General features: G+C 64.4%; 22 protein-coding genes and 1 tRNA gene. 5 read left to right on the forward strand and 18 right to left on the reverse strand.

Features of this window, described 5'->3' with window-relative positions:
• The 4 genes from WFP39_RS10850 to cpdR form a co-directional block, all read right to left on the reverse strand.
• Positions 1 to 1230: an NADP-dependent isocitrate dehydrogenase gene (locus WFP39_RS10850; protein WP_336919600.1), complete on the reverse strand. Its 1230-nt coding sequence runs from the start codon at positions 1228 to 1230 to the stop codon at positions 1 to 3.
• A gap of 67 nt (positions 1231 to 1297) precedes the next feature.
• Positions 1298 to 1516, reverse strand: a complete 219-nt coding sequence (locus WFP39_RS10855) for a hypothetical protein (protein WP_336919601.1) — start codon at positions 1514 to 1516, stop codon at positions 1298 to 1300.
• Positions 1517 to 1802: 286 nt separating this feature from the next.
• A tRNA-Val gene (locus WFP39_RS10860) sits at positions 1803 to 1877 on the reverse strand.
• Between the two features lie 92 nt (positions 1878 to 1969).
• Complete coding sequence (cpdR, locus tag WFP39_RS10865; RefSeq protein ID WP_336919602.1) at positions 1970 to 2344, reverse strand: cell cycle two-component system response regulator CpdR; 375 nt, start codon at positions 2342 to 2344, stop codon at positions 1970 to 1972.
• A gap of 135 nt (positions 2345 to 2479) precedes the next feature.
• Here cpdR and WFP39_RS10870 point away from each other — a divergent pair, with 135 nt between their 5' ends.
• Positions 2480 to 3475: an N-formylglutamate amidohydrolase gene (locus WFP39_RS10870; RefSeq protein WP_336919603.1), complete on the forward strand. Its 996-nt coding sequence runs from the start codon at positions 2480 to 2482 to the stop codon at positions 3473 to 3475.
• A gap of 229 nt (positions 3476 to 3704) precedes the next feature.
• Here WFP39_RS10870 and WFP39_RS10875 read toward each other — a convergent pair whose 3' ends face one another.
• Together WFP39_RS10875 and WFP39_RS10880 are read right to left on the reverse strand one after the other, a co-directional pair.
• Positions 3705 to 4502: a SapC family protein gene (locus tag WFP39_RS10875; RefSeq protein WP_336919604.1), complete on the reverse strand. Its 798-nt coding sequence runs from the start codon at positions 4500 to 4502 to the stop codon at positions 3705 to 3707.
• A 70-nt stretch (positions 4503 to 4572) separates the two neighbouring features.
• Positions 4573 to 6021, reverse strand: coding sequence for an FAD-binding oxidoreductase (locus tag WFP39_RS10880; RefSeq protein WP_336919605.1), 1449 nt, complete (start codon positions 6019 to 6021; stop codon positions 4573 to 4575).
• A gap of 233 nt (positions 6022 to 6254) precedes the next feature.
• Between WFP39_RS10880 and WFP39_RS10885 the strand changes: the two genes are divergently transcribed.
• The 3 genes from WFP39_RS10885 (at position 6255) to WFP39_RS10895 (ending at position 8614) form a co-directional block, all read left to right on the forward strand.
• Positions 6255 to 6749, forward strand: coding sequence for a hypothetical protein (locus WFP39_RS10885; protein ID WP_336919606.1), 495 nt, complete (start codon positions 6255 to 6257; stop codon positions 6747 to 6749).
• A gap of 136 nt (positions 6750 to 6885) precedes the next feature.
• The gene (locus WFP39_RS10890; RefSeq protein WP_336919608.1) at positions 6886 to 8268 is read left to right on the forward strand and encodes a DEAD/DEAH box helicase; all 1383 of its coding nucleotides are present in this window, start codon (positions 6886 to 6888) and stop codon (positions 8266 to 8268) included.
• A 4-nt stretch (positions 8269 to 8272) separates the two neighbouring features.
• The gene (locus WFP39_RS10895; protein ID WP_336919609.1) at positions 8273 to 8614 is read left to right on the forward strand and encodes a hypothetical protein; all 342 of its coding nucleotides are present in this window, start codon (positions 8273 to 8275) and stop codon (positions 8612 to 8614) included.
• Here WFP39_RS10895 and WFP39_RS10900 read toward each other — a convergent pair.
• The 4 genes from WFP39_RS10900 to WFP39_RS10915 are packed head-to-tail and all read right to left on the reverse strand — an operon-like array spanning position 8611 to position 12505.
• On the reverse strand, positions 8611 to 10902 hold the full coding sequence (locus WFP39_RS10900) for an ATP-dependent helicase (RefSeq protein WP_336919610.1): 2292 nt from the start codon (positions 10900 to 10902) through the stop codon (positions 8611 to 8613). The genes WFP39_RS10895 and WFP39_RS10900 overlap by 4 nt on opposite strands.
• Before the next feature lie 46 nt (positions 10903 to 10948).
• Positions 10949 to 11497, reverse strand: coding sequence for a 16S rRNA (guanine(966)-N(2))-methyltransferase RsmD (gene rsmD, locus WFP39_RS10905; protein ID WP_336919611.1), 549 nt, complete (start codon positions 11495 to 11497; stop codon positions 10949 to 10951).
• Positions 11494 to 12267 carry a pseudouridine synthase gene (locus WFP39_RS10910; RefSeq protein WP_336919612.1) on the reverse strand — a complete coding sequence of 258 codons (774 nt, stop codon included), beginning with the start codon at positions 12265 to 12267 and terminating at the stop codon, positions 11494 to 11496. Before WFP39_RS10910 ends, rsmD begins: the two co-directional genes overlap by 4 nt.
• Before the next feature lie 40 nt (positions 12268 to 12307).
• Positions 12308 to 12505 carry a hypothetical protein gene (locus WFP39_RS10915; protein WP_336919613.1) on the reverse strand — a complete coding sequence of 66 codons (198 nt, stop codon included), beginning with the start codon at positions 12503 to 12505 and terminating at the stop codon, positions 12308 to 12310.
• A 130-nt stretch (positions 12506 to 12635) separates the two neighbouring features.
• On the opposite strand from WFP39_RS10915, the gene WFP39_RS10920 reads away from it, so the two are divergent.
• Entirely contained in the window at positions 12636 to 14348 is a 1713-nt protein-coding gene (locus WFP39_RS10920; RefSeq protein WP_336919614.1) for an AmpG family muropeptide MFS transporter, read from the forward strand.
• Between the two features lie 10 nt (positions 14349 to 14358).
• Here WFP39_RS10920 and WFP39_RS10925 read toward each other — a convergent pair whose 3' ends face one another.
• Genes WFP39_RS10925 through WFP39_RS10960 form a run of 8 tightly spaced genes read right to left on the reverse strand, consistent with a single transcriptional unit; the run spans position 14359 to position 20630 of the window.
• Positions 14359 to 15705 (reverse strand): bifunctional folylpolyglutamate synthase/dihydrofolate synthase, encoded by a 1347-nt coding sequence (locus WFP39_RS10925; RefSeq protein ID WP_336919616.1) that lies wholly within the window; start codon positions 15703 to 15705, stop codon positions 14359 to 14361.
• A gap of 19 nt (positions 15706 to 15724) precedes the next feature.
• Entirely contained in the window at positions 15725 to 16573 is an 849-nt protein-coding gene (accD, locus tag WFP39_RS10930) for an acetyl-CoA carboxylase, carboxyltransferase subunit beta (RefSeq protein WP_336919617.1), read from the reverse strand.
• On the reverse strand, positions 16570 to 17361 hold the full coding sequence (gene trpA / locus WFP39_RS10935) for a tryptophan synthase subunit alpha (protein WP_336919618.1): 792 nt from the start codon (positions 17359 to 17361) through the stop codon (positions 16570 to 16572). The genes accD and trpA overlap by 4 nt, the downstream gene beginning before the upstream one ends.
• Complete coding sequence (gene trpB / locus WFP39_RS10940) at positions 17358 to 18572, reverse strand: tryptophan synthase subunit beta (protein WP_336919619.1); 1215 nt, start codon at positions 18570 to 18572, stop codon at positions 17358 to 17360. Before trpB ends, trpA begins: the two co-directional genes overlap by 4 nt.
• A 4-nt stretch (positions 18573 to 18576) precedes the next feature.
• Complete coding sequence (locus WFP39_RS10945) at positions 18577 to 19218, reverse strand: phosphoribosylanthranilate isomerase (RefSeq protein ID WP_336919620.1); 642 nt, start codon at positions 19216 to 19218, stop codon at positions 18577 to 18579.
• A 10-nt stretch (positions 19219 to 19228) separates the two neighbouring features.
• Positions 19229 to 19600, reverse strand: coding sequence for a bleomycin resistance protein (locus WFP39_RS10950; RefSeq protein ID WP_336919622.1), 372 nt, complete (start codon positions 19598 to 19600; stop codon positions 19229 to 19231).
• Positions 19601 to 19602: 2 nt separating this feature from the next.
• The gene (gene pyrF / locus WFP39_RS10955; RefSeq protein ID WP_336919624.1) at positions 19603 to 20277 is read right to left on the reverse strand and encodes an orotidine-5'-phosphate decarboxylase; all 675 of its coding nucleotides are present in this window, start codon (positions 20275 to 20277) and stop codon (positions 19603 to 19605) included.
• On the reverse strand, positions 20274 to 20630 hold the full coding sequence (locus tag WFP39_RS10960; protein WP_336919625.1) for a DUF1049 domain-containing protein: 357 nt from the start codon (positions 20628 to 20630) through the stop codon (positions 20274 to 20276). Before WFP39_RS10960 ends, pyrF begins: the two co-directional genes overlap by 4 nt.
• Positions 20631 to 20707: the final 77 nt, after the last annotated feature.

The following is a 20707-nucleotide window of genomic DNA, read 5'->3' on the forward strand; positions in this document are numbered from 1 at the left end:
TCAGCCGAGGCCTTGCGCGGCCATTTCCTCCTCCAGCGCAACGCGGATGGCTTCGAAGAACTGCTCGGTCGTCATCCAAGCCTGATCGGGGCCGATCAGCAAGGCCAGATCCTTGGTCATCTTGCCGTCTTCCACGCACTTGATGCAGACCCGTTCCAGCGTTTCGGCAAAGGCCACCACATCGGGCGTGTTGTCGAAACGGCCGCGATAGATCAGGCCGCGCGTCCAGGCGAAGATGCTGGCGATGGGGTTGGTGCTGGTCGCTTTGCCCTGCTGGTGTTGGCGGTAATGGCGGGTGACGGTGCCGTGCGCGGCTTCGGCTTCCACGGTCTTGCCATCGGGCGTCATCAGCACCGATGTCATCAGGCCGAGGCTGCCGAAACCCTGTGCAACCACGTCCGACTGCACATCGCCGTCGTAATTCTTGCACGCCCACACGAACTTGCCGCTCCACTTGAGCGCGGAGGCGACCATGTCGTCGATCAGGCGGTGTTCGTAGATGATGCCCAGTTCCTCGAACTTCTCCTTGAAGCCTTCGGTGTTGAACACTTCCTCGAACAGGTCCTTGAAGCGGCCGTCATAGGCCTTGATGATCGTGTTCTTGGTCGACAGGTAAACCGGCCAGCCGCGGTCGATGCCGTAATTGAAGCTGGCGCGGGCGAAATCGCGGATCGATTCGTCGAGATTGTACATCGACATGGCCACGCCCGGCGCCTTGAACTGATAGACTTCGCGGTCGATGACCTGCCCGTCTTCCCCTTCAAAGACGAGGCGCAGCGTGCCTGCACCCGGCACCTTGAAATCGGTGGCGCGGTACTGGTCGCCAAAGGCGTGGCGGCCCACCACGATCGGGTGCGTCCAGCCGGGCACGAGGCGCGGCACGTTGGAAATCACGATCGGTTCGCGGAAGATCGTGCCGCCCAGAATGTTGCGGATCGTGCCGTTGGGGCTCTTCCACATCTGCTTGAGGCCGAATTCGGCCACGCGCGCCTCGTCCGGGGTGATGGTGGCGCATTTCACGCCCACGCCATACTGCTTGATCGCATTGGCGGCATCGATGGTGATCTGGTCGTCGGTCTCGTCGCGCTTTTGCACCGAGAGGTCGAAATACTTCAGGTCGACGTCGAGATAGGGAAGGATCAGCCGCTCGCGAATCCATTCCCAGATGATCCGCGTCATTTCGTCGCCATCGATTTCGACAATCGGATTCAATACTTTGATCTTGGCCATCCCGGCGTTCCTTTGGCTGAGTGGTTACCCTCTGCAAGGGCTTGCCGGGGTCTTAGCAGGGGAACGGTCAGGTGCAAGAGAGCGGCGGATTCGATTCGGACATGGCAATGCGCATGCTGTCCATCAGCAGCACGGCAAAGGCGGGGAGGGCGCGGAGCAGAGCCATTCCGGCATGATGGCCCAGCGGGCTTTCCGCAAGGCTGCGGGCAAGGCGCGCCACGCGCACCGGGCGGGCGGCGGCGCGGGCAAAGGCCCGCTGAAACACGGGTGCGGCCATCCCTGCCATCCAGCACGCTGTAGCGATGCGCAATTCCCGCGCGGTCGGCCATCCGCCGGAATAGGGCGCGCTGGTACGGATCGGCGATCTGCGTTTCGGCCCAGACGCGTTAATGCCCCTCGATCAGACCGGATGGCAGCGCCGTGGCGAGCGCTTCAATGCACGGGATGGGGCGCGAAACTGCCATGCTGGCAGCATAGCAGGCCGCAATGGCAGCGATAGTTCCTAAAGGGCGGTAGTTTCGTGCGGATCCGGCGTGAAAGCGGCTGGCGTCAGCTGCGGGAAAGGAGGCCGGTGGTGGGCGTAGCAAGGATTGAACTTGCGACCCCTACGATGTCAACATAGTGCTCTACCACTGAGCTATACGCCCGCACCATCCGGCTTGGCCTTGCAGAGTGATCCGCCAGGCAGGGGCGCCAGATAGCGCCGCGACCCGCTCCTTGCAAGTCCCTTGGCAGCCGTTCAGACGCGGACGGCGGCCGCGTCTTCGAATATGCGTTCCACTTCCAGCACGAGGTCGCGCAGGTGGAAGGGCTTGGACAGCATCTTGGCGTGCGGCGCATCGCGGCTGGCGCGCAGTGTGACGGCGGCAAAGCCGGTGATGAACATCACCTTGGTGGAGGGGCTGATCTCGTTGCAATGCTGCGCCAGTTCGATCCCGTCCATTTCGGGCATCACGATATCCGACAGCAGCAGATCGAAGATTTCGGTCTTGAGATGGGGCAGCGCTTCCTCACCGCTGGACACGGCGACAACCGAATAGCCTGCATTTTCCAGCGCGCGAGTGATGTAGCCGCGCATGGCCGCATCATCTTCGGCCAGCAGGATTCGGATCATGGAGTGCCCCCTTTATTGGTTTGCTTGGGCTTGCCCTAAACCAGAAAGGCGTAAATTTCTCGTGCCGATTTCGCAGTGGCCCCGTTTGAAACACCAATCTTTGACTTCGTGCACGCTTGCGGCCAGCAAGGGCACATGAAGCGCAGCACAGGGCAGGACGCAGATCCGAGTCGAACATTGAACCGCGCCGGCAACCGGGCGGAAAGCCAAACGGGGGGGGCGGCCCAGCGGGGCGGATATGTCCCCGGCCTGCCGGGTACGCCTGCCTTCACGCTGACCAATGCCTCAGCCCCCGCCATTCCCGTGTTGATCAGCGTGCCTCATGCGGGACGCGTCTACCCCGCCGAGCTGCTTTCCGCGCTGCGCCATCCCGCCGATGCTCCGCTGCGGCTGGAGGATCGGCTGGTGGACCAGATCGCCGTGCGCCTTGCCGATGCGACCGGGGCCGCGCTGCTGGTGGCTCATGCACCGCGCGCGATGATCGATCTGAACCGCGCGCCTGACGATATGGACTGGGACATGGTGGCGAGTGGGGGCGCGCGCCCCTTTGCGCGAATGGGCGCCGGGCGGCGCGCACGCACTGGGCTGGGTCTGGTGCCGCGCCGTTTGGCCGGATTGGGGGAGCTTTGGCACGAACGGCTCCCGCGTGAGGAGCTGGAAGCGCGGATAAGCGCGGTGCACACGCCCTATCACGCCGCGCTGGCGCATACGCTCGAAGCTCTACGTGACACCTGGGGCGCCGCGCTGTTGCTGGATCTCCACTCGATGCCACCGCTCGGCCCCAAAACCGGGGCCGAGGCAGCGGCGGATTTTGTCGTGGGCGACAGGTTTGGTGCATCCTGCGCAGCGCATCTCAGCCAAGCGGCGCTGCGGTATCTGGACCAAGCGGGCTGGCGGGCGGCGCACAACAGGCCTTATGCCGGCGGATATGTGCTGGATCGTCACGCTGCGCCGCAAAGAGGCATCCATGCCATGCAGGTGGAAATCTGCCGCGCGGTCTATCTCGATGCGCAATTGCAGGAATTGGGCGAGGGCATCGATGCGGTAGCCGCTTCGCTGTCTGCCATGGTGCTGCGCATGGCAGCCGAACTTGTCCCCATGCCGCGCGGATTTGCGCAAGCGGCGGAATAGCCGAAAAAATGCCGCCTCGCGCTTTACGGCACGAGGCGGCCAAGGTTCAGGGAGGAAGTGCACGAGATGTGCACTTGCCCGGCAAGCCATGAGGGGAGCCTGCCCGGCAATTGATAGGTAGGCAAAACCTTAACCGGTTTCAAGACCCGCAGCCTTGCCCTCTCACCCGCATACGAAAAAGGCCGCTCCGGCTGCCCGGAACGGCCTTCCGTTATTGGATATTGCTTGCTTACGCCTGCGCGGGGGCCGCGTTGAACATCTCGGCCGGGGCCGGGCCCTTGCCCTGCGCGCCCTGCTTGGCGAAAATTTCGCGCATCAGGTCAAGCGACAGCAGATGCGAATAGAGCAACGGCAACAGACCGCTCTCGTTCCACTTGCGAAGCTGGTCGCCGCGCAGTTCGCGCAGCTTTTCCTGGTTCACCATCTTGAAGCCGCGATAGACGAAGGGCTGGCCGCTGCCGTCCAGACGATTGATCGCGACTTCGCCGTCCATCAGCAGATCGGCCTTGGCGAGTTCATCCATGAAGGTGCGCGTCTTGAGCCCGGCTTCCTCGAACTTCTGGCAGAAATCGAGCAATTGCTGCGTGTGCTGGCTCGGCTGGCCATCGGCGGTGAACAGCGGCTGACCTTCGTCGAAGGGGCCAACCAGATTGCTGGTGGGATCAAAGCACAACGACAGATTGTCGGTGTTCTGCTCCAGCTTGACCAGCAGGAAGGGGTAGCGGCGGATATAGGCCGGGACATAGGCCGCTTCGATCGGCGCGCCTTCATCGTCGAAAAAGACGTTCACCCCTTCGTTCAGGCCCATCAGCGCCAGCGGCACCGGGTTGTCGCCGGTGGAGAACACGATGGGGAAATGGCGCTGCGCCTGCGGGAATTCTTCCACGGTCAGGGGAATGGCGTTGACGCCGGCGACCCAGCTCGCCTTGTCTACCGAAATGGCCTTCCAGGTGCCGTGCTCGGTGCTGTTGAGCGGGGCAAGGTCGTTATACATGATGGGCAAACCGGGTTTCGGCGCGCTGGCCATTCTTCATCCCTCCAAAACAGGTCGTCTTTGTGATCGGAGGCCGAAAGTGCCGCCGTGCTGCGCGGGGGCTTTAGTGGCTGGCGGGCGCGGGCGCAAGCGGCACCAGCTTGCCCGGATTGAGCAGCCCTTGCGGGTCGAGCGCCTGCTTTACATTGCGCAGGATGGCCAAATGCACCGGATCAGCCAGCCGCGCCAGTTCGCCCACCTTCATCTGGCCGATGCCGTGTTCGGCGCTGATCGACCCGCCCCACTCAGTGACCAGATCGTGCACGAAGTGGCTGATTTCCTTGCCTTGGGTGGCTTCCCATTCGCCGCGCTGCGCCCCAGCCGGGGCAAGCACGTGGTAATGCACATTGCCATCGCCCAAATGGCCGAATGCGACCGCGGTGCAGCCGGGAAAGCGGGCCTCGACCTGCGGCAGCGTTTCGGCCACGAAATCGGCCATTTTGGCCACCGGCACCGAGATATCATGCTGCATTGCCGGGCCGATGGCGCGTTCGGCTGGCGCAATTTCGTCGCGCAGTGCCCAGAATTCCTCGGCCTGCGCCTCGTTCATGGCGATGGCGGCGTCCTCCACCAGCCCCGCTTCGAATGCGCTTTCCAGCAAGGCCTGCGCGCGGTCGGCCAGCGTGGCCGCGCTGGCGCTGTCTGCCACCAGTTCGATCAGCGCGTTCCAATCATGCGCCTGCGCCAGCGGGGCGCGGGCGCGGGGATTGTGGGCGAGCACGGCATTCAGCGAATGGCGCGGCATGACCTCGAAACCTTCCAGCGCCTCGCCCGCCATCTTCTCGGCATGGATCAGCAGGCGGCGTGCGGTGCGCACATCGGGCAATCCCGCCCACATCACCACCCGGTCGGCCAAGGCGGGCAGCAGCCGCAAGGTGGCAGCGGTCACAATGCCCAGCGTGCCTTCCGAACCGATCAGCAACTGCTTGAGGTCAAAACCGCGATTGTCCTTCTTGAGCGGAACCAGCGCATCGAACACCGACCCGTCGGCCAGCACTGCCTCCAGCCCCAGCACCTGCGCGCGCATCGATCCGTGGCGCAGCACCTGCGTTCCGCCGGCATTGGTGGCAATCAGCCCGCCGATCGTGGCCGATCCCTTGCCGCCCAGCGTCAGCGGGAAGCGCAGGCCGTGCGGCGCGACCGCTTCGTGCAGCGTCTGCAGGATAACGCCTGCTTCGCACACCGCTTCGCGGGCATCGGGATCGAGCCGGGTGATGCGGTTCATCCGCCTGAGCGACAGCACCAGCGCGTCGCCGCTGGCATCGGGCGTGGCCCCGCCCGACATTCCCGAATTCCCGCCCTGCGGCACGATCGGTACGCCATATTCGCGCGCCAGCTTGACCAGGGCCGCAACTTCCGCCGTCGAGGCAGGCGAGGCCATGCCAATGGCCCGACCGGTGTAGCGCCCGCGCCAATCGGTCAGCCAGGGATCGACCAGTTCGGGATCGGTAGTGAAGCCGCGTTCGCCCAGAAGGCTGCGGGCAGCGGCACAAAAATCGTCATTCCTGCTCATGGCCTGCGCTCATGCCAGCACGCCTGCGCGCTTGCAAAGGGCAATTGGGCGGTATTGCGGCAAACCGCGCCGGGGTTAAGGCGCTATTCAACCTGCGCCGCTATGGCTGGGTCATCCGCCGGTCATGAGGGTCTGGCGGAACTGCGAGCACTGCGACTGTGAAAACTCGGCTACAGACAACCCTTTTGGGAACCGCGCTTGCGCTCGGCCTGGTGGCGGGCGGCGGGCCCCTGATGGCGCGCGAGGGGAGGGGCGGCCCCGTGCTTTCGCTCGACGGCATTGCCACGCCGCCTTTGCGCGTGCTGGAAGATGCCCGCGAACCTTCCCCGCTCGGTCAGGTGCGTATCCAGCAGCGCGTGATCGTGCGCATTGCCCCCAGCACACGGGCAGAGGAGGAGCGCTTTGCCGCGCTTCGGGCGCGCCAGTCCACGCCAACCCCCCAATCGCCACCCTACCGCGAAGTGCCGCATGACGGATGCGTGCGGGTGGACAATATCGTGGGCGTTCAGCCAACACGCGACAACCGCCTGCTGCTGTTCATGGAAAACCGCAATGTGCTGGCGGCGGAACTGGATCGGGCCTGCGCGGCGCAGGCCTTCTATTCGGGCTTCTATGTCGAGCGGGCCAGCGATGGTCGTCTGTGCGTGCGGCGCGACCATCTGCAATCGCGCGCGGGCGCGTCCTGTGCGATGGAGCAGTTGACCCGGCTGGTTCCCGCGGGCGAGTAAAGGGCGCGCACCGCCACCTTTCCTTGACTTTTTCGCCGTGCAGTGCAAGGGGCGCGGCGAGTTGTGGCAAGCCTTTCACGGGCTCCATTCACCGCCCAGCCACAAGCCGGGCCCTTTACCGGACATACAACCGCCTATGACATTTGCCGATCTCGGCCTTTCCGAAGAATTGCTGCGGGCCGTCTCTGACGCCGGCTATACCGAGCCGACCGCAATCCAGGCCGAGGCGATCCCCCAAGTGCTGATGATGCGCGACCTGATCGCCATCGCGCAGACCGGCACCGGCAAGACGGCCAGCTTCGTGCTGCCGATGATCGACATTCTCGCCAATGGCCGCCGCCGTGCGCGGATGCCGCGCAGCCTCATTCTGGAGCCGACGCGCGAACTGGCGATGCAGGTGGCCGAGAATTTCGAGAAATACGGGAAGAACCACGACCTCAAGATGGCGCTGCTGATCGGCGGCGTGCAGATGGGCGATCAGGTGAAGGCGCTGGAATCGGGCGTCGATGTGCTTATCGCCACGCCGGGCCGGTTGATGGACCTTTTCGAACGCGGCAAAATCCTGTTGACGGGCTGCGATCTGCTGGTGATCGACGAAGCGGACCGGATGCTCGACATGGGTTTCATCCCCGATATCGAGTTCATCTGCGAAAAGCTGCCCGCGCAGCGCCAGACGCTGCTGTTTTCGGCCACGATGCCGCCACCGATCAAGAAGCTGGCGGACAAGTTCCTGTCCAATCCCAAGCAGCTGGAAGTGGCCCGCGCCGCCAGCCGGAACGAGAATATCGCCCAGTTCAAGGTGGAAATCAGCGCGAAGAAGAAGTTCGACGCGCTCAAATACCTCCTCGAAGTCGACAATGTGCAGACCGCGATCATCTTCGCCAACCGCAAGACCACGGTGCGCGAGCTGAACCAGAAGCTGCGCCGCGCGGGCTTCAAGAGCGGCGAGATCCACGGCGACATGGACCAGTCCAGCCGCATTGCCGAGCTTGACCTGTTCAAGAAAGGCGAGATCAACATCCTCGTCGCCAGCGATGTCGCCGCGCGCGGGCTGGACATCAAGGGCGTGTCCCACGTGTTCAACTACGACACGCCGTGGCACCCGGACGACTATGTCCACCGCGTAGGACGCACGGGCCGCGCCGGGGCCAAGGGCCGCGCCATCACGCTGGTCAGCCCGGCCGATGCCGAGGCGATGGAAAATGTCGAGAAGCTGACCAAGTTCAAGGTGCCGCCCTTCGACTGGAGCGCGGTCGTTCCTGCCGATGCTCCCGCCGAGGAGCCGCGCGAGGAACGTCCAAAGCGTGAACGCCGCCCCCGGCGCGAAGAGCGCGACAAGGTGGCGGAAGGGGCCGAGGAGCGTGAGGAAGCCCCGCAGCGCCGCGATCGCCGGCCAGAGCGTGCCGAACGCGCCCCGCGGGAGGATCGCCGCCCGCGTTACGAGGACAACGATCCGCCAACCAAGCCGGGCGAATGGAACGGCCCGCTGCCGGGGTTCCTCACGGTCGGTTTCGACTAATACCTTGGCGCGCAAGCATCCCAAGGGCGGCCCATGGGTTGACGCGTCCGATCCGGAACAGGAGGACGCCGCGCCGAAGGAACCCTGCTGGCTGTGCGGCAGACCTTTGGGTGAGACGACCGTGTGGCATCATCCCGTGCCCAAAAGCCGGGGCGGGCGCGATGTGGTGCCGATGCACCCGATCTGCCAGCAGACGGTGATTGCCAATTTCACCAATTCGGAATTGCAGCGCGCCGGGATGGATGCATCCGTGCTGCGGGATAATCCGGCGGTGAGGAAGTTCGTCGACTGGGTGGCGAACAAGGACCCTGACTTCACCGCGACGATCACGAAAAAGAAGCGCTAAGCCAGCCTTACGAAGCTGTCGATCACGCGCTTGGTGCCTGCCAGTTCAAAGGCGATTTCCAGCTTGTTGCCTTCCTGCGCCACCACTTCGCCGTAACCGAACTTGTCGTGAAACACGCGCGCGCCGACCGCAATGTCGGTGCGCGGTTTGGCGGCGAAGCTGGCTGCGCTGCGGGTGTTTTCCGTTACACGCGTGGGCTTGGTCTCGTAACCTGTCGAAAGCGCGCGCTGCCAGCCGGGGCCGCGGCTCGATGACCGGTCGGGCCGGTCACGCGCGACATGGGCGAAGGGGTCTTCGCTCTCGCTCCAATTCGCGCGCCACAGGCTGGCCCCGCCGGTCAGCGTGGTTTCGACGCTGATCGTCTCGTCGGGCAATTCCTCGATAAAGCGGCTGGGGATCGAACTGGTCCACTGGCCGTAAATGCGGCGGTTGGCCGCGTGCAAAATGGTGCAGCGCCGCCGCGCGCGGGTGATGCCGACATAGGCGAGGCGGCGCTCCTCCTCCAGACTGGCAAGGCCCCCTTCGTCGAGCGCGCGCTGGCTGGGGAACACGCCTTCCTCCCATCCGGGCAGGAAGACATGGTTGAATTCCAGCCCCTTGGCCGCGTGCATCGTCATGATGGTCACCTTCTCGCCTTCATTGGCGTTTTCGTTGTCCATCACCAGCGCCACATGCTCCAGAAAATCGGGCAGGGTGGCGTAATCCTCCATCGCGCGGGCGAGTTCGACGAGGTTGTCCGCGCGGCCTGCGCTTTCGGCGCTGCGATCGGCCTTCAGCATTGCGTCATAGCCGCTTTCAACGAGCACGGTGCGCAGCAATTCGGACGGGCTGACGCTCTCGCTCATCTGCCGCCAGCGCAGGAAATCGGCCATCAGCGCGCCGATCGTGTTGCGCGCGCGCGCGGGCAATTCGTCGCTGTCGGCCAAGTCGAGCGCGGCAGCGGCGAGCGGCATACCGGTGCGGCGCGCATGGCGGTGCATCGCTTCGAGCGCTTTTGCGCCCAAACCGCGCTTGGGCTGGTTGTAGATACGCTCAAACGCCAGATCGTCCGCCGGCTGGGCAATCACGCGCAAGTAAGCGAGGGCATCGCGAATCTCGGCGCGTTCGTAGAAGCGGAAGCCGCCAACGATGCGGTAATTGAGGCCGATCTGGATGAAGCGGTCCTCGAACTCGCGCGTCTGGTATTGCGCGCGCACCAGTATGGCGATTTCATCGAGCGGGGCGCCTTCGCGTTCGAGCCGTTCGATCTCCTCCCCCACGCGGCGCGCTTCTTCGGGCGCGTCCCATACGCCGATCACGCGCACTTTCTCGCCCGCATTGAGCTCGGTCCACAAGGTCTTGCCCAGCCGCTGGCTGTTCGCCGCGATCAGGCCCGATGCGGCGGCAAGGATCTGCGGGGTGGAGCGGTAATTCTGTTCCAGCCGGATCACTTTTGCGCCCGGAAAATCCTTTTCAAACCGCAGGATATTGGCGACTTCTGCGCCGCGCCAGGAATAGATCGACTGGTCATCATCGCCCACCACGCAGATGTTCTTGCGATTCTGCGCCAGCAGTCGCAGCCACAGATACTGCACGGCATTGGTGTCCTGATATTCGTCCACCATCATATATTTGAAGCGGCTCTGATACTGCTCCAGCACCTCCCGATGGGAACGGAAGATGTTGAGCATATGCAGCAGCAGATCGCCAAAATCGCAGGCGTTCAAGGCCTTCAGCCGATCCTGATACAAGCGATACATCTGCTGCCCGCGCCCGTTGGCATAGGCTTCGTTATCGATGGGCGTCAGATCACCGGGGTTGAGGCCGCGATTCTTCCACCCGTCGATCAGCCCCGCCAATTGCCGCGGCGGCCAGCGCTTGTCGTCCAGCCCCTGATCCTGAATCAGCGCCTTCAGCACGCGCAACTGGTCATCGGTGTCGATAATGGTGAAATTGGATTGCAGGCCAACCCGTTCGGCATGGCGGCGCAGCATCTTGGCACAGATCGCGTGGAATGTGCCCAGCCACGGCATCCCTTCCACCGCATCGCCAATCAACTGGCCCACCCGCGCCCGCATTTCGCGCGCGGCCTTGTTGGTGAACGTGACGCAGAGGATCTCGCTCGGCCAGGCGCGCCGTTCGCGGATCAGATGTGCGAGGCGGTGGGTCAGCGCGGCAGTCTTGCCCGTTCCCGCGCCCGCCAGCATCAGCACCGGGCCTTCGGTCGTCAGCACGGCTTCGCGTTGCGGCGGGTTCAGCCGGGCGAGCCAATCGGGAGCGGCGGCAGCGGGGAGGGGGTGATCGGTCACTAGCGAACAGTTAGGGAACAAAATGTGCGGGCGCAAGCCAGGTGGATCACTCCGCTGTCGGCCGCATCAGATGTAGCCGCGCTTTGCCCACGGCCCGCGTGGTATCGAGCGTGAAGCGCTTGAGGTTCACCTCCTCGCCGGGGCCGGTTTCAAGGCTGATCCAGCTGTGCGGGCCAATCCAGCCCAGCCGCGCCAGCTTGTCGAGTGCAACTTGCCCCGCGCCGGTGCCATAGGGCGGGTCGAGCAAGAGGAGATCGAGCGGCTCCTTCGCCGGGCCAAGCTGCATCACCGATTGCGCGCGCACATCGCAGCGGGATGCGGCCTGCAAGGCGGCGATATTGGTGCGCAGCGCGCGGATCGCAGCGGCGTCCTGCTCCACAAACAGGCAACTTGCCGCGCCCCGCGACAGCGCCTCCAGCCCCAGCGCGCCGGATCCTGCAAACAGGTCGGCCACTTTCAGCCCTTCCAGATCGCCGAGCCGTGACACCAGCATCGAAAACAAGGTCTCGCGCACCCGGTCCGCCGTGGGGCGGGTGGCATCACCCTGTGGCGCACGCAAGGGGCGGCGCTTCCACTCGCCGGCGATGATTCTCATTTGGCTGCCTTCAGCGTGGCGCGAAAGCGATCAATCGCTTCCTTTTTCAGTTCCGCCGCTTGGCCGCGCGGCAAATCGCCCAGTTCGAACGGGCCGTAAGCAGTGCGCAAGAGGCGGCTGACCTGCAGGCCCAGATGTTCGAGCACACGGCGCACCTCGCGGTTCTTGCCTTCGGTCAAGCGTAATTCGATCCATTGGTTGCGGCCCGTGCGCCGTTCAAGATTTGCGTCGATCTTGCCATAGCGCACCCCGTCGATGGTAATGCCGTGGATCAATTCCTCCAGCTGTGCTTGGCTGATCTCGCCAAAAGTGCGCGCGCGGTAAGTGCGCTCAATCCCGCTGGACGGCAGTTCCATCGCGCGTTTCAACTCGCCATCATTGGTGAGCAGCAGCAGCCCTTCGGTGTTGAGATCGAGGCGGCCTACCGGCATCACCCGCGGCGTGCCCGGCGGAAGCGCGTTGCGCAAAGCGGTGTAGATGGTGGGGCGGCCGGAATAATCGCGTTCCGCCGTCAGCAGGCCTGCAGGCTTGTGAAAGGCGAACAGGCGCGTGCGTTCGGGCGGGGCGACCGGCTTGTCGTCCACCGTCACGCCGCGCAGCGATGTGAGAATGGTGGCAGGCGTGGTAACCAGCTCCCCATTGAGCTTGATGCGCCCCGCCTCGATCATGCGCTCTACCTCGCGGCGGCTGGCGATACCTGCGCGTGCCAGCAATTTGGCGATGCGGTCGCCATCTTTCGCGGCGGGTTGGTTGCTGTCGGATTGGCCCATGCCCCGCGCCTTAGCGCCCTTGGGACGGGCGCGAAAGCCTTCAGCCTTCGCCTTCGTGATGTTCCAACTTGCGGTCGGTGCCGTGTATATCCGGTTTGAACCGTTCCCAGCCTTCGCGGGTGCGGATCATATTGGCCTTGCAGCGACGGCATCGGCTACGAAAATCGCGTCCGTCATGCCAGACACGGTGACGGTTGATTTTATGACCGATAATGGCGCAAAGCAGTGATCCCAGCATCTAGCATTCTCCGCCAATTCGCCGGTTTCAGCGCATCCCTTCCGTGAAGTTTCTGGTTGTCCTAGGTGTTTATACCAGGTTTTGGGTCGATTGTGTGAAATTTCCCTTTTGCAGGCAGGAAAAATCCTAAATGGTTGAAAGCAATGCCAATACATCGGGGCAGAGCGGCAAGGGTGCGGATGCAGTCCACACGAAGGCCGGTGCGGCACCTTCGGGATGGCGACTTTTTCTGACCGCTTTTACTAACCGCAAATCGGGCATCATGCTGATTTACGGCATGGCGGCAGGGCTGCCTTATGCGCTGCTGCTGGGCACGCTGTACGCCTGGCTGGGCGAAGTTGGCGTTGATCTTGAGACCATGGGCGTATTTTCGCTGATCGGCCTTGCCTACGCCTTCAAGTTCCTGTGGTCGCCGCTGGTCGACAAGGGACGCGTGCCGCTTTTGTGGCGGCTGGGGCGGCGGCGCAGCTGGTTGCTGCCCATTCAGGCGATGATCGGGCTGGTGCTGATTACGCTGTCAGCCCTTAATCCCCAGACCTCGCTGGGCCTGTTCAGCCTTTTGGCAGGCATCGCGGCCTTTGCCAGCGCGACACAGGATATCGTGATTGACGCCTGGCGCGTGGAAGTGGCGGACGAAGCCGCCCCGCTGGAGGTGCTGTCCTCGATTTACCAACTCGGATATCGCCTTGCCGCGCTGGCTGGAGGAGCGCTTGCGCTGGTTGCGGCCGCGCGGGTGGGCTGGCCGCAGGTATATTTCGGATTTGGCATGTTCATGATGGTGGCGATGCTGGCAACATGGTTCGCGCCCGATACGCGCCACGCGCACGAGCAGGCTGTCGAATCCGGAGCAGGCATAGCGGCACGGCTTTCGGTTAAGGTTCGCTCGCTTGCCCTGGCGGCGGTGGGCCTGCTGTGGGGCTGGGCGCTGGTTACCGTGCTCGTCTACATGGTGCGATCACTTGCATCGGATCCCGAATTGCGTCCCGATGCCACCGCCTTCATCCGCCTCTACGGCCCGCTGATCGTAATCGCTACCGTGGTCGTGCCTGCGTTGATCGCCGGAATGCTGGACAGCTGGCTTCGAAGCGGGCGGTATCTGGCCGCCGCGGGAGAAGATGCGCCCCGGCCGTTTCTTGATCATACATTCCGGGCGCTGGTCGAGCCGCTGATGGAAATGGTGGGCCGGCTGCGCTGGGCGGCATTTCTGGTGCTGGGCATCGTGCTGTCCTACCGGCTGACAGACAGCATCTGGGGGCCGTTCGCGCTGCCTTTCTACTTGCAGGAGCTGCAATACACGAACGACGAGGTGGCCTTTGCGTCCAAGTTTTTTGGCGTGGGTATGACCATGCTGGGCATTACGCTGGCGGCGGCGCTGTTTACCTTCATCGGGCGGATGCCCACGGTGATCCTGGGGGCGATTGTCGCTGCGGCTTCAAATCTGCTCTATGCGGATCTTGCGCAGGGTGGTGCCTGGCTGGATGCGTTTGGCCGGATTACAGGGCTTTACTGGTTTGCAGCCCAATTCGGCGTTGACGACCGGCTGGCGCGGTTATTGCTGGCGATCACCGGCGAAAACCTGTCGGGCGGCCTCGCCGGGGCGGCCTTTGTCGCTTACCTTTCGGCCATGACATCCAAGAGCCACGCAGCGGTCCAGTATGCACTCCTATCCTCTCTCACCGTGCTGGTGGGGTCGCTGGGCCGCGCGGCGCTGGGTGAACGGATTGAGCAGGTGGGCTATGCGCCGGTCTTTTTCCTGACGGCGGCGCTGGGCCTGATTGCGGTCGCGCTGTGTGTGGCGGATGCGGTAAGGCAGAGGCGTGTGGCGAAGCCTGTGGGCACCTGATCGCGCAGGATTAGTCCGGAATCTCGCCATTCGCCTTCAGCACCTGGCCTGCCAGATAGAGCGAGCCGGTGATGAGCACGGTGCCCTCGCGCCCCGGTTTTGTCGCCAGCGCGGCGAGGGCATCTTCCAGCGAAGGCGCCGTGCCCACCTCGGCCACGCCCGCTTCTACCGCCATGCGGGCAAGGTCTTCCAGCGGATGATGCTCGCTGCCGCTGATCGGTATTGCGGTCAGGCTGGCGAGGTGCGGGGCAATGGTGGCAAGCGTGGTGCGCGCATCCTTGGCGCTGAGCATGCCCACTACGGCATGCACGGGCTTTGCCGCCTGCGCATCCAGAAACTTCGCCATCGCCAGCGCGGCATCGGGGTTATGCCCGCCGTCGAGCAGGAACATCGCGCCGGGGATAAGCCGGGTCAGCGGCCCGTCGCCCAGACGCTGCAGCCGCGCAGGCCAGTGCGCGGCGCGGATGCCTTCGGCCATGGCTTCCGGCGAAACAACCACCTCATCCTGATGGCGCAGCATGGCCACGGCAAGCGCGGCGTTGTCACCCTGGTGGCTGCCGGGCATTTGCGGGAGCGGCAGGGTGAGCGTGCCCTTCGCATCGCGGTAGGCAATGCCAGTGTCGGAAACCTCGGTATCCCATACGCGCCCGCGCATGAACAGCGGCGCGCCCGCCTCCGCGCACAGGCCTTCGATCATGGCCTCCATGTCCGCGCGGTAATTCTGCGTCACCATCGGCGAACCGGCGCGGCGGATGCCTGCCTTCTCGAACGCGATGCGCACCATCGGGTTGGCGGGATCGGGCGCGCCTTCTTCGGGATTGAGCAGGAAGCTTTCGTGATCGACGCCAAGGCTGGCAATGCCGCAGGCAGCAGGCTTCACCATCACATTGGTCGCGTCGAGCCGTCCGCCAAGCCCGACCTCAATCACGCAGGCATCGGCGGGAATCCGCGCAAAGGCGAGCAGCGTGGCGGCGGTGGTGACTTCAAAGAAACTGGGGCCGAGGTCTTCAGACAGGTCGAGCACTTCCTTAAGGAGGTCTGCCAACATGTCGTCCGAAATCAGCTTGCCCGCCACGCGGATGCGTTCGTTGTAACGCACCAGATGCGGCTTGGTGGCGACATGGATGGTCAGCCCCTGCGCCTCCAGCATGGCGCGCAGGTATGCGCAGGTGGATCCTTTGCCATTGGTGCCCGCGACATGGAACACGGGCGGCAACTTGCGCTCCGGATTGCCGAGGCGATCGAGGATCGTGTGGATCACCTCCAGCCCGATACGGCCCTGCGGCAGCGAGAGCGCGGACAGGCGATCGAGCTGCGCCTGCACCTTGGGATCGCCCGATGACGCGAAATCCTTCATCGCTGCGCGCCGTTCGAAATCAGGCGGCCTTGGCCGGGCTGAGATAGCCGAGCAGGCGGGCCAGCGTCTCGCGCAGGTCGCGGCGGTGCACCACCATGTCGACCATGCCGTGCTTGTGCAGATATTCGGCGCGCTGGAACCCTTCGGGCAGCTTTTCGCGGATGGTTTCCTGAATCACCCGCTGCCCGGCAAAGCCGATCAGGGCACCCGGTTCGGCAATGTGGACATCGCCCAGCATGGCATAACTGGCGGTCACGCCGCCGGTGGTCGGATCGGTCAGCACCACGATATAGGGCAGGCCAGCTTCCTTCAGGCGGCGCGTCATCACCGTGGTGCGCGGCATCTGCATGAGGCTGAGGATACCCTCCTGCATCCGCGCGCCGCCAGCCGCAGTGACGCAAATGAAGGCGCAGCGTTCGTTCAAAGCGCGCTGGGCCGCGGCGCAGAAGGCATTGCCCACCGCCATGCCCATCGACCCGCCCATGAAGGTGAAATCCTGCACGCCGACCACGGCCTTGTAGCCATCTATCTTGCCCAGTGCGGCGGTGAAGGCATCGCTGTGCGTCGAACTGGCGCGCGCGGCCTTCAGCCGGTCGGCATAGCGCTTTGTATCGCGGAACTTCAGCGGATCTTCGGCCACCACCGGATCGGGCAGCAGCGTGAAGCCGGGGTCGAGCAGTTGATCGAGCCGCGCATCCGCGCCGATTCGGCCGTGATGGTCGCAGCGCGGGCAGACCGAGAGGTTCGCCTCATATTCCTTGGTGAACAGCATTTCCTGACATCGCGGGCATTTGACCCACAGATTGTCGGGGGTTTCGCGCTTATTGCCAAAGGGCAGGGCGTTGCGGACACGGGATAGCCAGCTCATGCCGCAGCCTTTCGCGCATTGTGCACGGCCTTGGCAAGACTTGCCGTCAGTTCGCGCAGGTAATCGGGCGCGTGATTGCCGTGCTCTGCCACCAGATCGATGAGCGCAGAGCCGACCACCACGCCATCCGCCACGCGGGCAATCGCTTCGGCCTGATCGGGCGTGCGTACGCCAAAGCCGACCGCCACGGGCAGATCGGTGTGCTGCTTGATACGCTTCACATTCGCCTCGATCGATTCGATCGCCGCCTGCTGTTTGCCGGTTATCCCGGCCACGCTGACATAATAGAGGAACCCGCTCGACCCATCGAGCACGCGCGGCAGGCGCGCTTCGTCGGTGGTGGGGGTGGCAAGCCGGATCGGGCAGACGCCCTTGGCGCGCAGGGCCGGGCCAAGATCCTCGTCCTCCTCCGGCGCGAGATCGACGCAGATCACCCCATCGACGCCAGCGGCAGCGGCGGCATCGGCAAACCATTCCGGGCCCCGACGGATCATCGGGTTGGCATAACCCATCAGCACCAGCGGCACATCCGGGTGCCGCTCGCGGAAATCTTCCGCCATGCGCAGGACGTCGGCAGTCTTTGTGCCAGCGGCGAGGCTGCGCAGATTGGCCGCCTGAATCGCCGGCCCATCGGCCATCGGGTCGGTGAACGGCATCCCCAACTCGATCACATCCGCGCCGCCTTCGACGAGGGCATCGAGATTGGCGGCCGTGTCGCCGTCACCTGCCGTGATGAAGCACACCAGCGCGGGGTGCGGTTTGCTGAATGCGGATTGGAAGCGAGTCACATTTCCACTCCCAGCGCCTCGGCCACGGTGAAGATGTCCTTGTCGCCGCGCCCGCAAAGATTGGCGCAGATGATCGCGTCCTTGGGCATGGTGGGCGCGACCTTGGCGACCGCCGCGATGGCGTGGCTGGGTTCCAGCGCGGGGATGATGCCTTCGGTGCGGCAGAGCAGCTTGAAGCCTTCCAGCGCCTCGTCATCAGTCACGGCGGTGTAATCCACCCGGCCGGTTTCCTTCAGCCAGGCGTGTTCGGGGCCGATGCCGGGATAGTCGAGGCCGGCGGAAATCGAATGCGCCTCGGCAATCTGGCCGTCCTCGTCCTGCAACAGATAGGTCTTGTTGCCGTGGAGCACGCCGGGGAAGCCGCCTGCGAGGCTGGCTGCGTGCTGTTTGTCGAGGCCATGACCTGCCGCTTCCACGCCCAGCATCTTGACCGTGGGATCGTCGAGGAAGGGGTGGAAAAGGCCGATGGCGTTCGAACCGCCGCCAATCGCCGCCACCAGCAGATCGGGCAGGCGGCCCGCCCGCTCCAGCAATTGCGCGCGCGCTTCCTTGCCGATCACGCTTTGGAAATCGCGCACCAGTTCCGGATAGGGATGCGGGCCTGCCGCCGTGCCGATGATGTAGAAGGTGTCGTGGACATTGGCGACCCAGTGGCGCAGCGCCTCGTTCATCGCGTCCTTCAGCGTCGCCGCCCCGCTGCTGACGGGCACGACTTCGGCGCCGAGCAGCTTCATGCGGAACACATTGGGCGCCTGCCGCGCCACATCGGTTGCGCCCATGAAGATGGTGCAGGGCAGGCCGAAACGCGCGCAGACCGTGGCGGTGGCCACACCGTGCTGGCCCGCGCCGGTTTCGGCGATGATCTTGGTCTTGCCCATGCGGATGGCGAGCAGGATCTGCCCGATGCAATTGTTGATCTTGTGCGCGCCGGTGTGATTCAGCTCGTCCCGCTTGAACCAGATTTGCGCGCCGCCCAGTTCCTCGGTCAGGCGGGGGGCGAAATACATCGGGCTTGGGCGGCCGACATAATGCGCCAGAAGGTCCTCGAACTCGGCATGGAAAGCGGGGTCTTCCTTCGCCGCCTTGTAATGCGCTTCCAGGTCAAGGATCAGCGGCATCAGCGTTTCGGCGACATACCGCCCGCCGAACTGGCCGAAATGGCCGCGCTCGTCGGGCTGGTTGCGGAAGGAATTGAGGTTTTGTTCGGTCATCTGGTCAACTCTGAATGGCGCGGGCGGCTTGGCAGAAGGCCTTTATCCTGTCCACATCCTTGATACCCGGCGCGCTCTCCACGCCTGAGGAGGTATCGACAAGCGGGGCTTTGGTCTGGCGGATCGCTTCGGCCACATTATCGGCATTCAGCCCGCCCGCCAGCCCCCACGGGATGCGATGGCGGTATCCGGCAAGCAGCGACCAGTCGAGTGCGATGCCTTGCCCGCCGGGCAGCTTTCCAGCGGGTGCGTCATAGAGCAGGCGGTCGAGCGCGCCGGCATAGGCTTGCGCCTCCGCCAGATCGGCGGGGGTCTTGATGCCCTTGGCTTTCCACACTTCCAGCCCGCTCGCTGCGCGGAAAGCCGCGCATTCCTGCGGGCTTTCCTGCCCGTGGAACTGCACCACATCGGGCCGGATTGCGGCGACCGCCTGCGCCAGCGCATCGGGGGCCATGTTCACCACCAGCAGAACGGCCTTCACACCAGGCGGCACCGCGCGGCGCAATTGGGCGGCCTGCGCGATCTCCACATGGCGCGGGGAGGGCGCGTAATGCACCAGCCCCACATGGCTCGCCCCTGCAGCAGCGGCGGAGGCGATGCTTTCGGGCGTGGAGAGGCCGCAGATCTTGATGAGCGGGTTTGCCATGGCTGGCGCGTTAGCGATTTGGCGGGTTCTGCACCAGCCTGAGCAGCGTGCCATCCGGATCGATCAGATAGGCGATGGTCAGCCCGCTGATATCCATCTGCGGCGGGACAAGCCGGGGAATCCCTTCGCGCGCCTCCGGCACACCGGCGGCGCGGATCTTCTCCACCATCGCGTCCAGATCGTCCAGCCTTAGACAGCAGGAGTGATTGTTCTGCGCAGGGTCAAGATCGGGCCAGGGAAAGAATTCCAGCGTCATCCCGCCATTTTGAAGGATCAGCCAATGGCCGGATCGGTAGGAGGCGGAAAAGCCGAGCTTGCTGTAGAAGCGCTCGGTCTTCAGGAACTGGCGGCTGGGCAGGTTGGGCGTGGCGTGGTCGGCCAAGGTTACAGCGTCGCCTCGATCGCGCGGGCGGCGGCCACCGGGTCTTCGGCGCGGGAAATCGGGCGGCCGATCACCAGCACGCTTGCCCCGTCATCGCGCGCCTGCCGGGGTGTGACCACGCGCTTCTGATCGCCCACCGCGCTGCCCGCGGGGCGCAGGCCGGGGACGACGAAGAAGCCTTTCTTCCACTGGCGGTGCACCTCGCCCACCTCGTGGCCGGAACAGACAATCCCGTCCAGCCCCGCCGCTTCCGCCAGTTCGGCAAGGCGCAGCACATGGTCATGCGCGGTGCCCGCAACGCCGGTGCGCGCCAGATCGCGTTCGTCCAGACTCGTGAGCATGGTCACAGCCACGACCTTGCAATGCTCGCCCGCAGCGGCCTTGGCATCTTCCATCATCGCGCGCCCGCCGCTGGCGTGGACGGTAACGATGGCGGGTTCCAGCACGTGGATCGCCTGCATCGCGCCTGCGACGGTGTTGGGAATGTCGTGCAGCTTCAGGTCGAGGAAGATCGGCAGGCCGACCTGCGCAATCTCGTGCACGCCGTGGTGGCCGTGGGCGCAGAAGAATTCCAGCCCCAACTTGAACCCGCCGACATGGCCGCGCACCCTTTCCGCCAGCGCCTTTGCCGCATCCAGACGCGGCAGATCGAGCGCGAGATAGACCGGGTTGCTCATGGTTGCGGGGTTCCGGGCGGGTTTGTTGCAGGCTGCGGGGTGAGCGTTTCGACCGGCTCTTTCGCTACCGCTTCTGCGGCGACCGGTTCGGAGGCGGGGGCGGCAGGAGCAGAGCTGCGAGCGGCCACTTCCAGCGCGGCGATCTTGCGGTTGAGCTGCCATTTCGCTGCGCGGTGATACATCCACATCGGCACAAAGCCGATCAGGAAGGACAGGATCACGATTGCGGGCAGCATCGTGTCGAGCAGCAGATTGTCCCAGATCCGCACCGACACCGGGATCCAGTTGGCATAGGTGAAGATGGCCAGGGCAACCAGCAGCAGCACCCAAAGGACTGTTCTTACGGTTTGCATGGGGCGATCCTTTCCCTGTTTCAGGCAATGCTAGGCGTTAATGCCGGACAAGTGAACCCTGCGCCGCAACAATCGAT

It is taken from the genome of Alteraurantiacibacter lauratis (assembly GCF_037154155.1).
In the GTDB taxonomy this organism is placed as follows: Bacteria; Pseudomonadota; Alphaproteobacteria; order Sphingomonadales; family Sphingomonadaceae; genus Alteraurantiacibacter; species Alteraurantiacibacter lauratis.

Excerpts from the sequence above, each read along its gene's own strand:
- WFP39_RS10850 (WP_336919600.1), bottom strand. The coding sequence starts at position 1,230 with ATGGCCAAGATCAAAGTATTGAATCCGATTGTCGAAATCGATGGCGAC.
- WFP39_RS10855 (WP_336919601.1), bottom strand. The coding sequence starts at position 1,516 with ATGGCAGGGATGGCCGCACCCGTGTTTCAGCGGGCCTTTGCCCGCGCC.
- cpdR (WP_336919602.1), bottom strand. The coding sequence starts at position 2,344 with ATGATCCGAATCCTGCTGGCCGAAGATGATGCGGCCATGCGCGGCTAC.
- WFP39_RS10870 (WP_336919603.1), top strand. The coding sequence starts at position 2,480 with ATGAAGCGCAGCACAGGGCAGGACGCAGATCCGAGTCGAACATTGAAC.
- WFP39_RS10875 (WP_336919604.1), bottom strand. The coding sequence starts at position 4,502 with ATGGCCAGCGCGCCGAAACCCGGTTTGCCCATCATGTATAACGACCTT.
- WFP39_RS10880 (WP_336919605.1), bottom strand. The coding sequence starts at position 6,021 with ATGAGCAGGAATGACGATTTTTGTGCCGCTGCCCGCAGCCTTCTGGGC.
- WFP39_RS10885 (WP_336919606.1), top strand. The coding sequence starts at position 6,255 with ATGGCGCGCGAGGGGAGGGGCGGCCCCGTGCTTTCGCTCGACGGCATT.
- WFP39_RS10890 (WP_336919608.1), top strand. The coding sequence starts at position 6,886 with ATGACATTTGCCGATCTCGGCCTTTCCGAAGAATTGCTGCGGGCCGTC.
- rsmD (WP_336919611.1), bottom strand. The coding sequence starts at position 11,497 with ATGAGAATCATCGCCGGCGAGTGGAAGCGCCGCCCCTTGCGTGCGCCA.
- WFP39_RS10910 (WP_336919612.1), bottom strand. The coding sequence starts at position 12,267 with ATGGGCCAATCCGACAGCAACCAACCCGCCGCGAAAGATGGCGACCGC.
- WFP39_RS10915 (WP_336919613.1), bottom strand. The coding sequence starts at position 12,505 with ATGCTGGGATCACTGCTTTGCGCCATTATCGGTCATAAAATCAACCGT.
- WFP39_RS10920 (WP_336919614.1), top strand. The coding sequence starts at position 12,636 with ATGGTTGAAAGCAATGCCAATACATCGGGGCAGAGCGGCAAGGGTGCG.
- WFP39_RS10925 (WP_336919616.1), bottom strand. The coding sequence starts at position 15,705 with ATGAAGGATTTCGCGTCATCGGGCGATCCCAAGGTGCAGGCGCAGCTC.
- accD (WP_336919617.1), bottom strand. The coding sequence starts at position 16,573 with ATGAGCTGGCTATCCCGTGTCCGCAACGCCCTGCCCTTTGGCAATAAG.
- trpB (WP_336919619.1), bottom strand. The coding sequence starts at position 18,572 with ATGACCGAACAAAACCTCAATTCCTTCCGCAACCAGCCCGACGAGCGC.
- WFP39_RS10945 (WP_336919620.1), bottom strand. The coding sequence starts at position 19,218 with ATGGCAAACCCGCTCATCAAGATCTGCGGCCTCTCCACGCCCGAAAGC.
- pyrF (WP_336919624.1), bottom strand. The coding sequence starts at position 20,277 with ATGAGCAACCCGGTCTATCTCGCGCTCGATCTGCCGCGTCTGGATGCG.
- WFP39_RS10960 (WP_336919625.1), bottom strand. The coding sequence starts at position 20,630 with ATGCAAACCGTAAGAACAGTCCTTTGGGTGCTGCTGCTGGTTGCCCTG.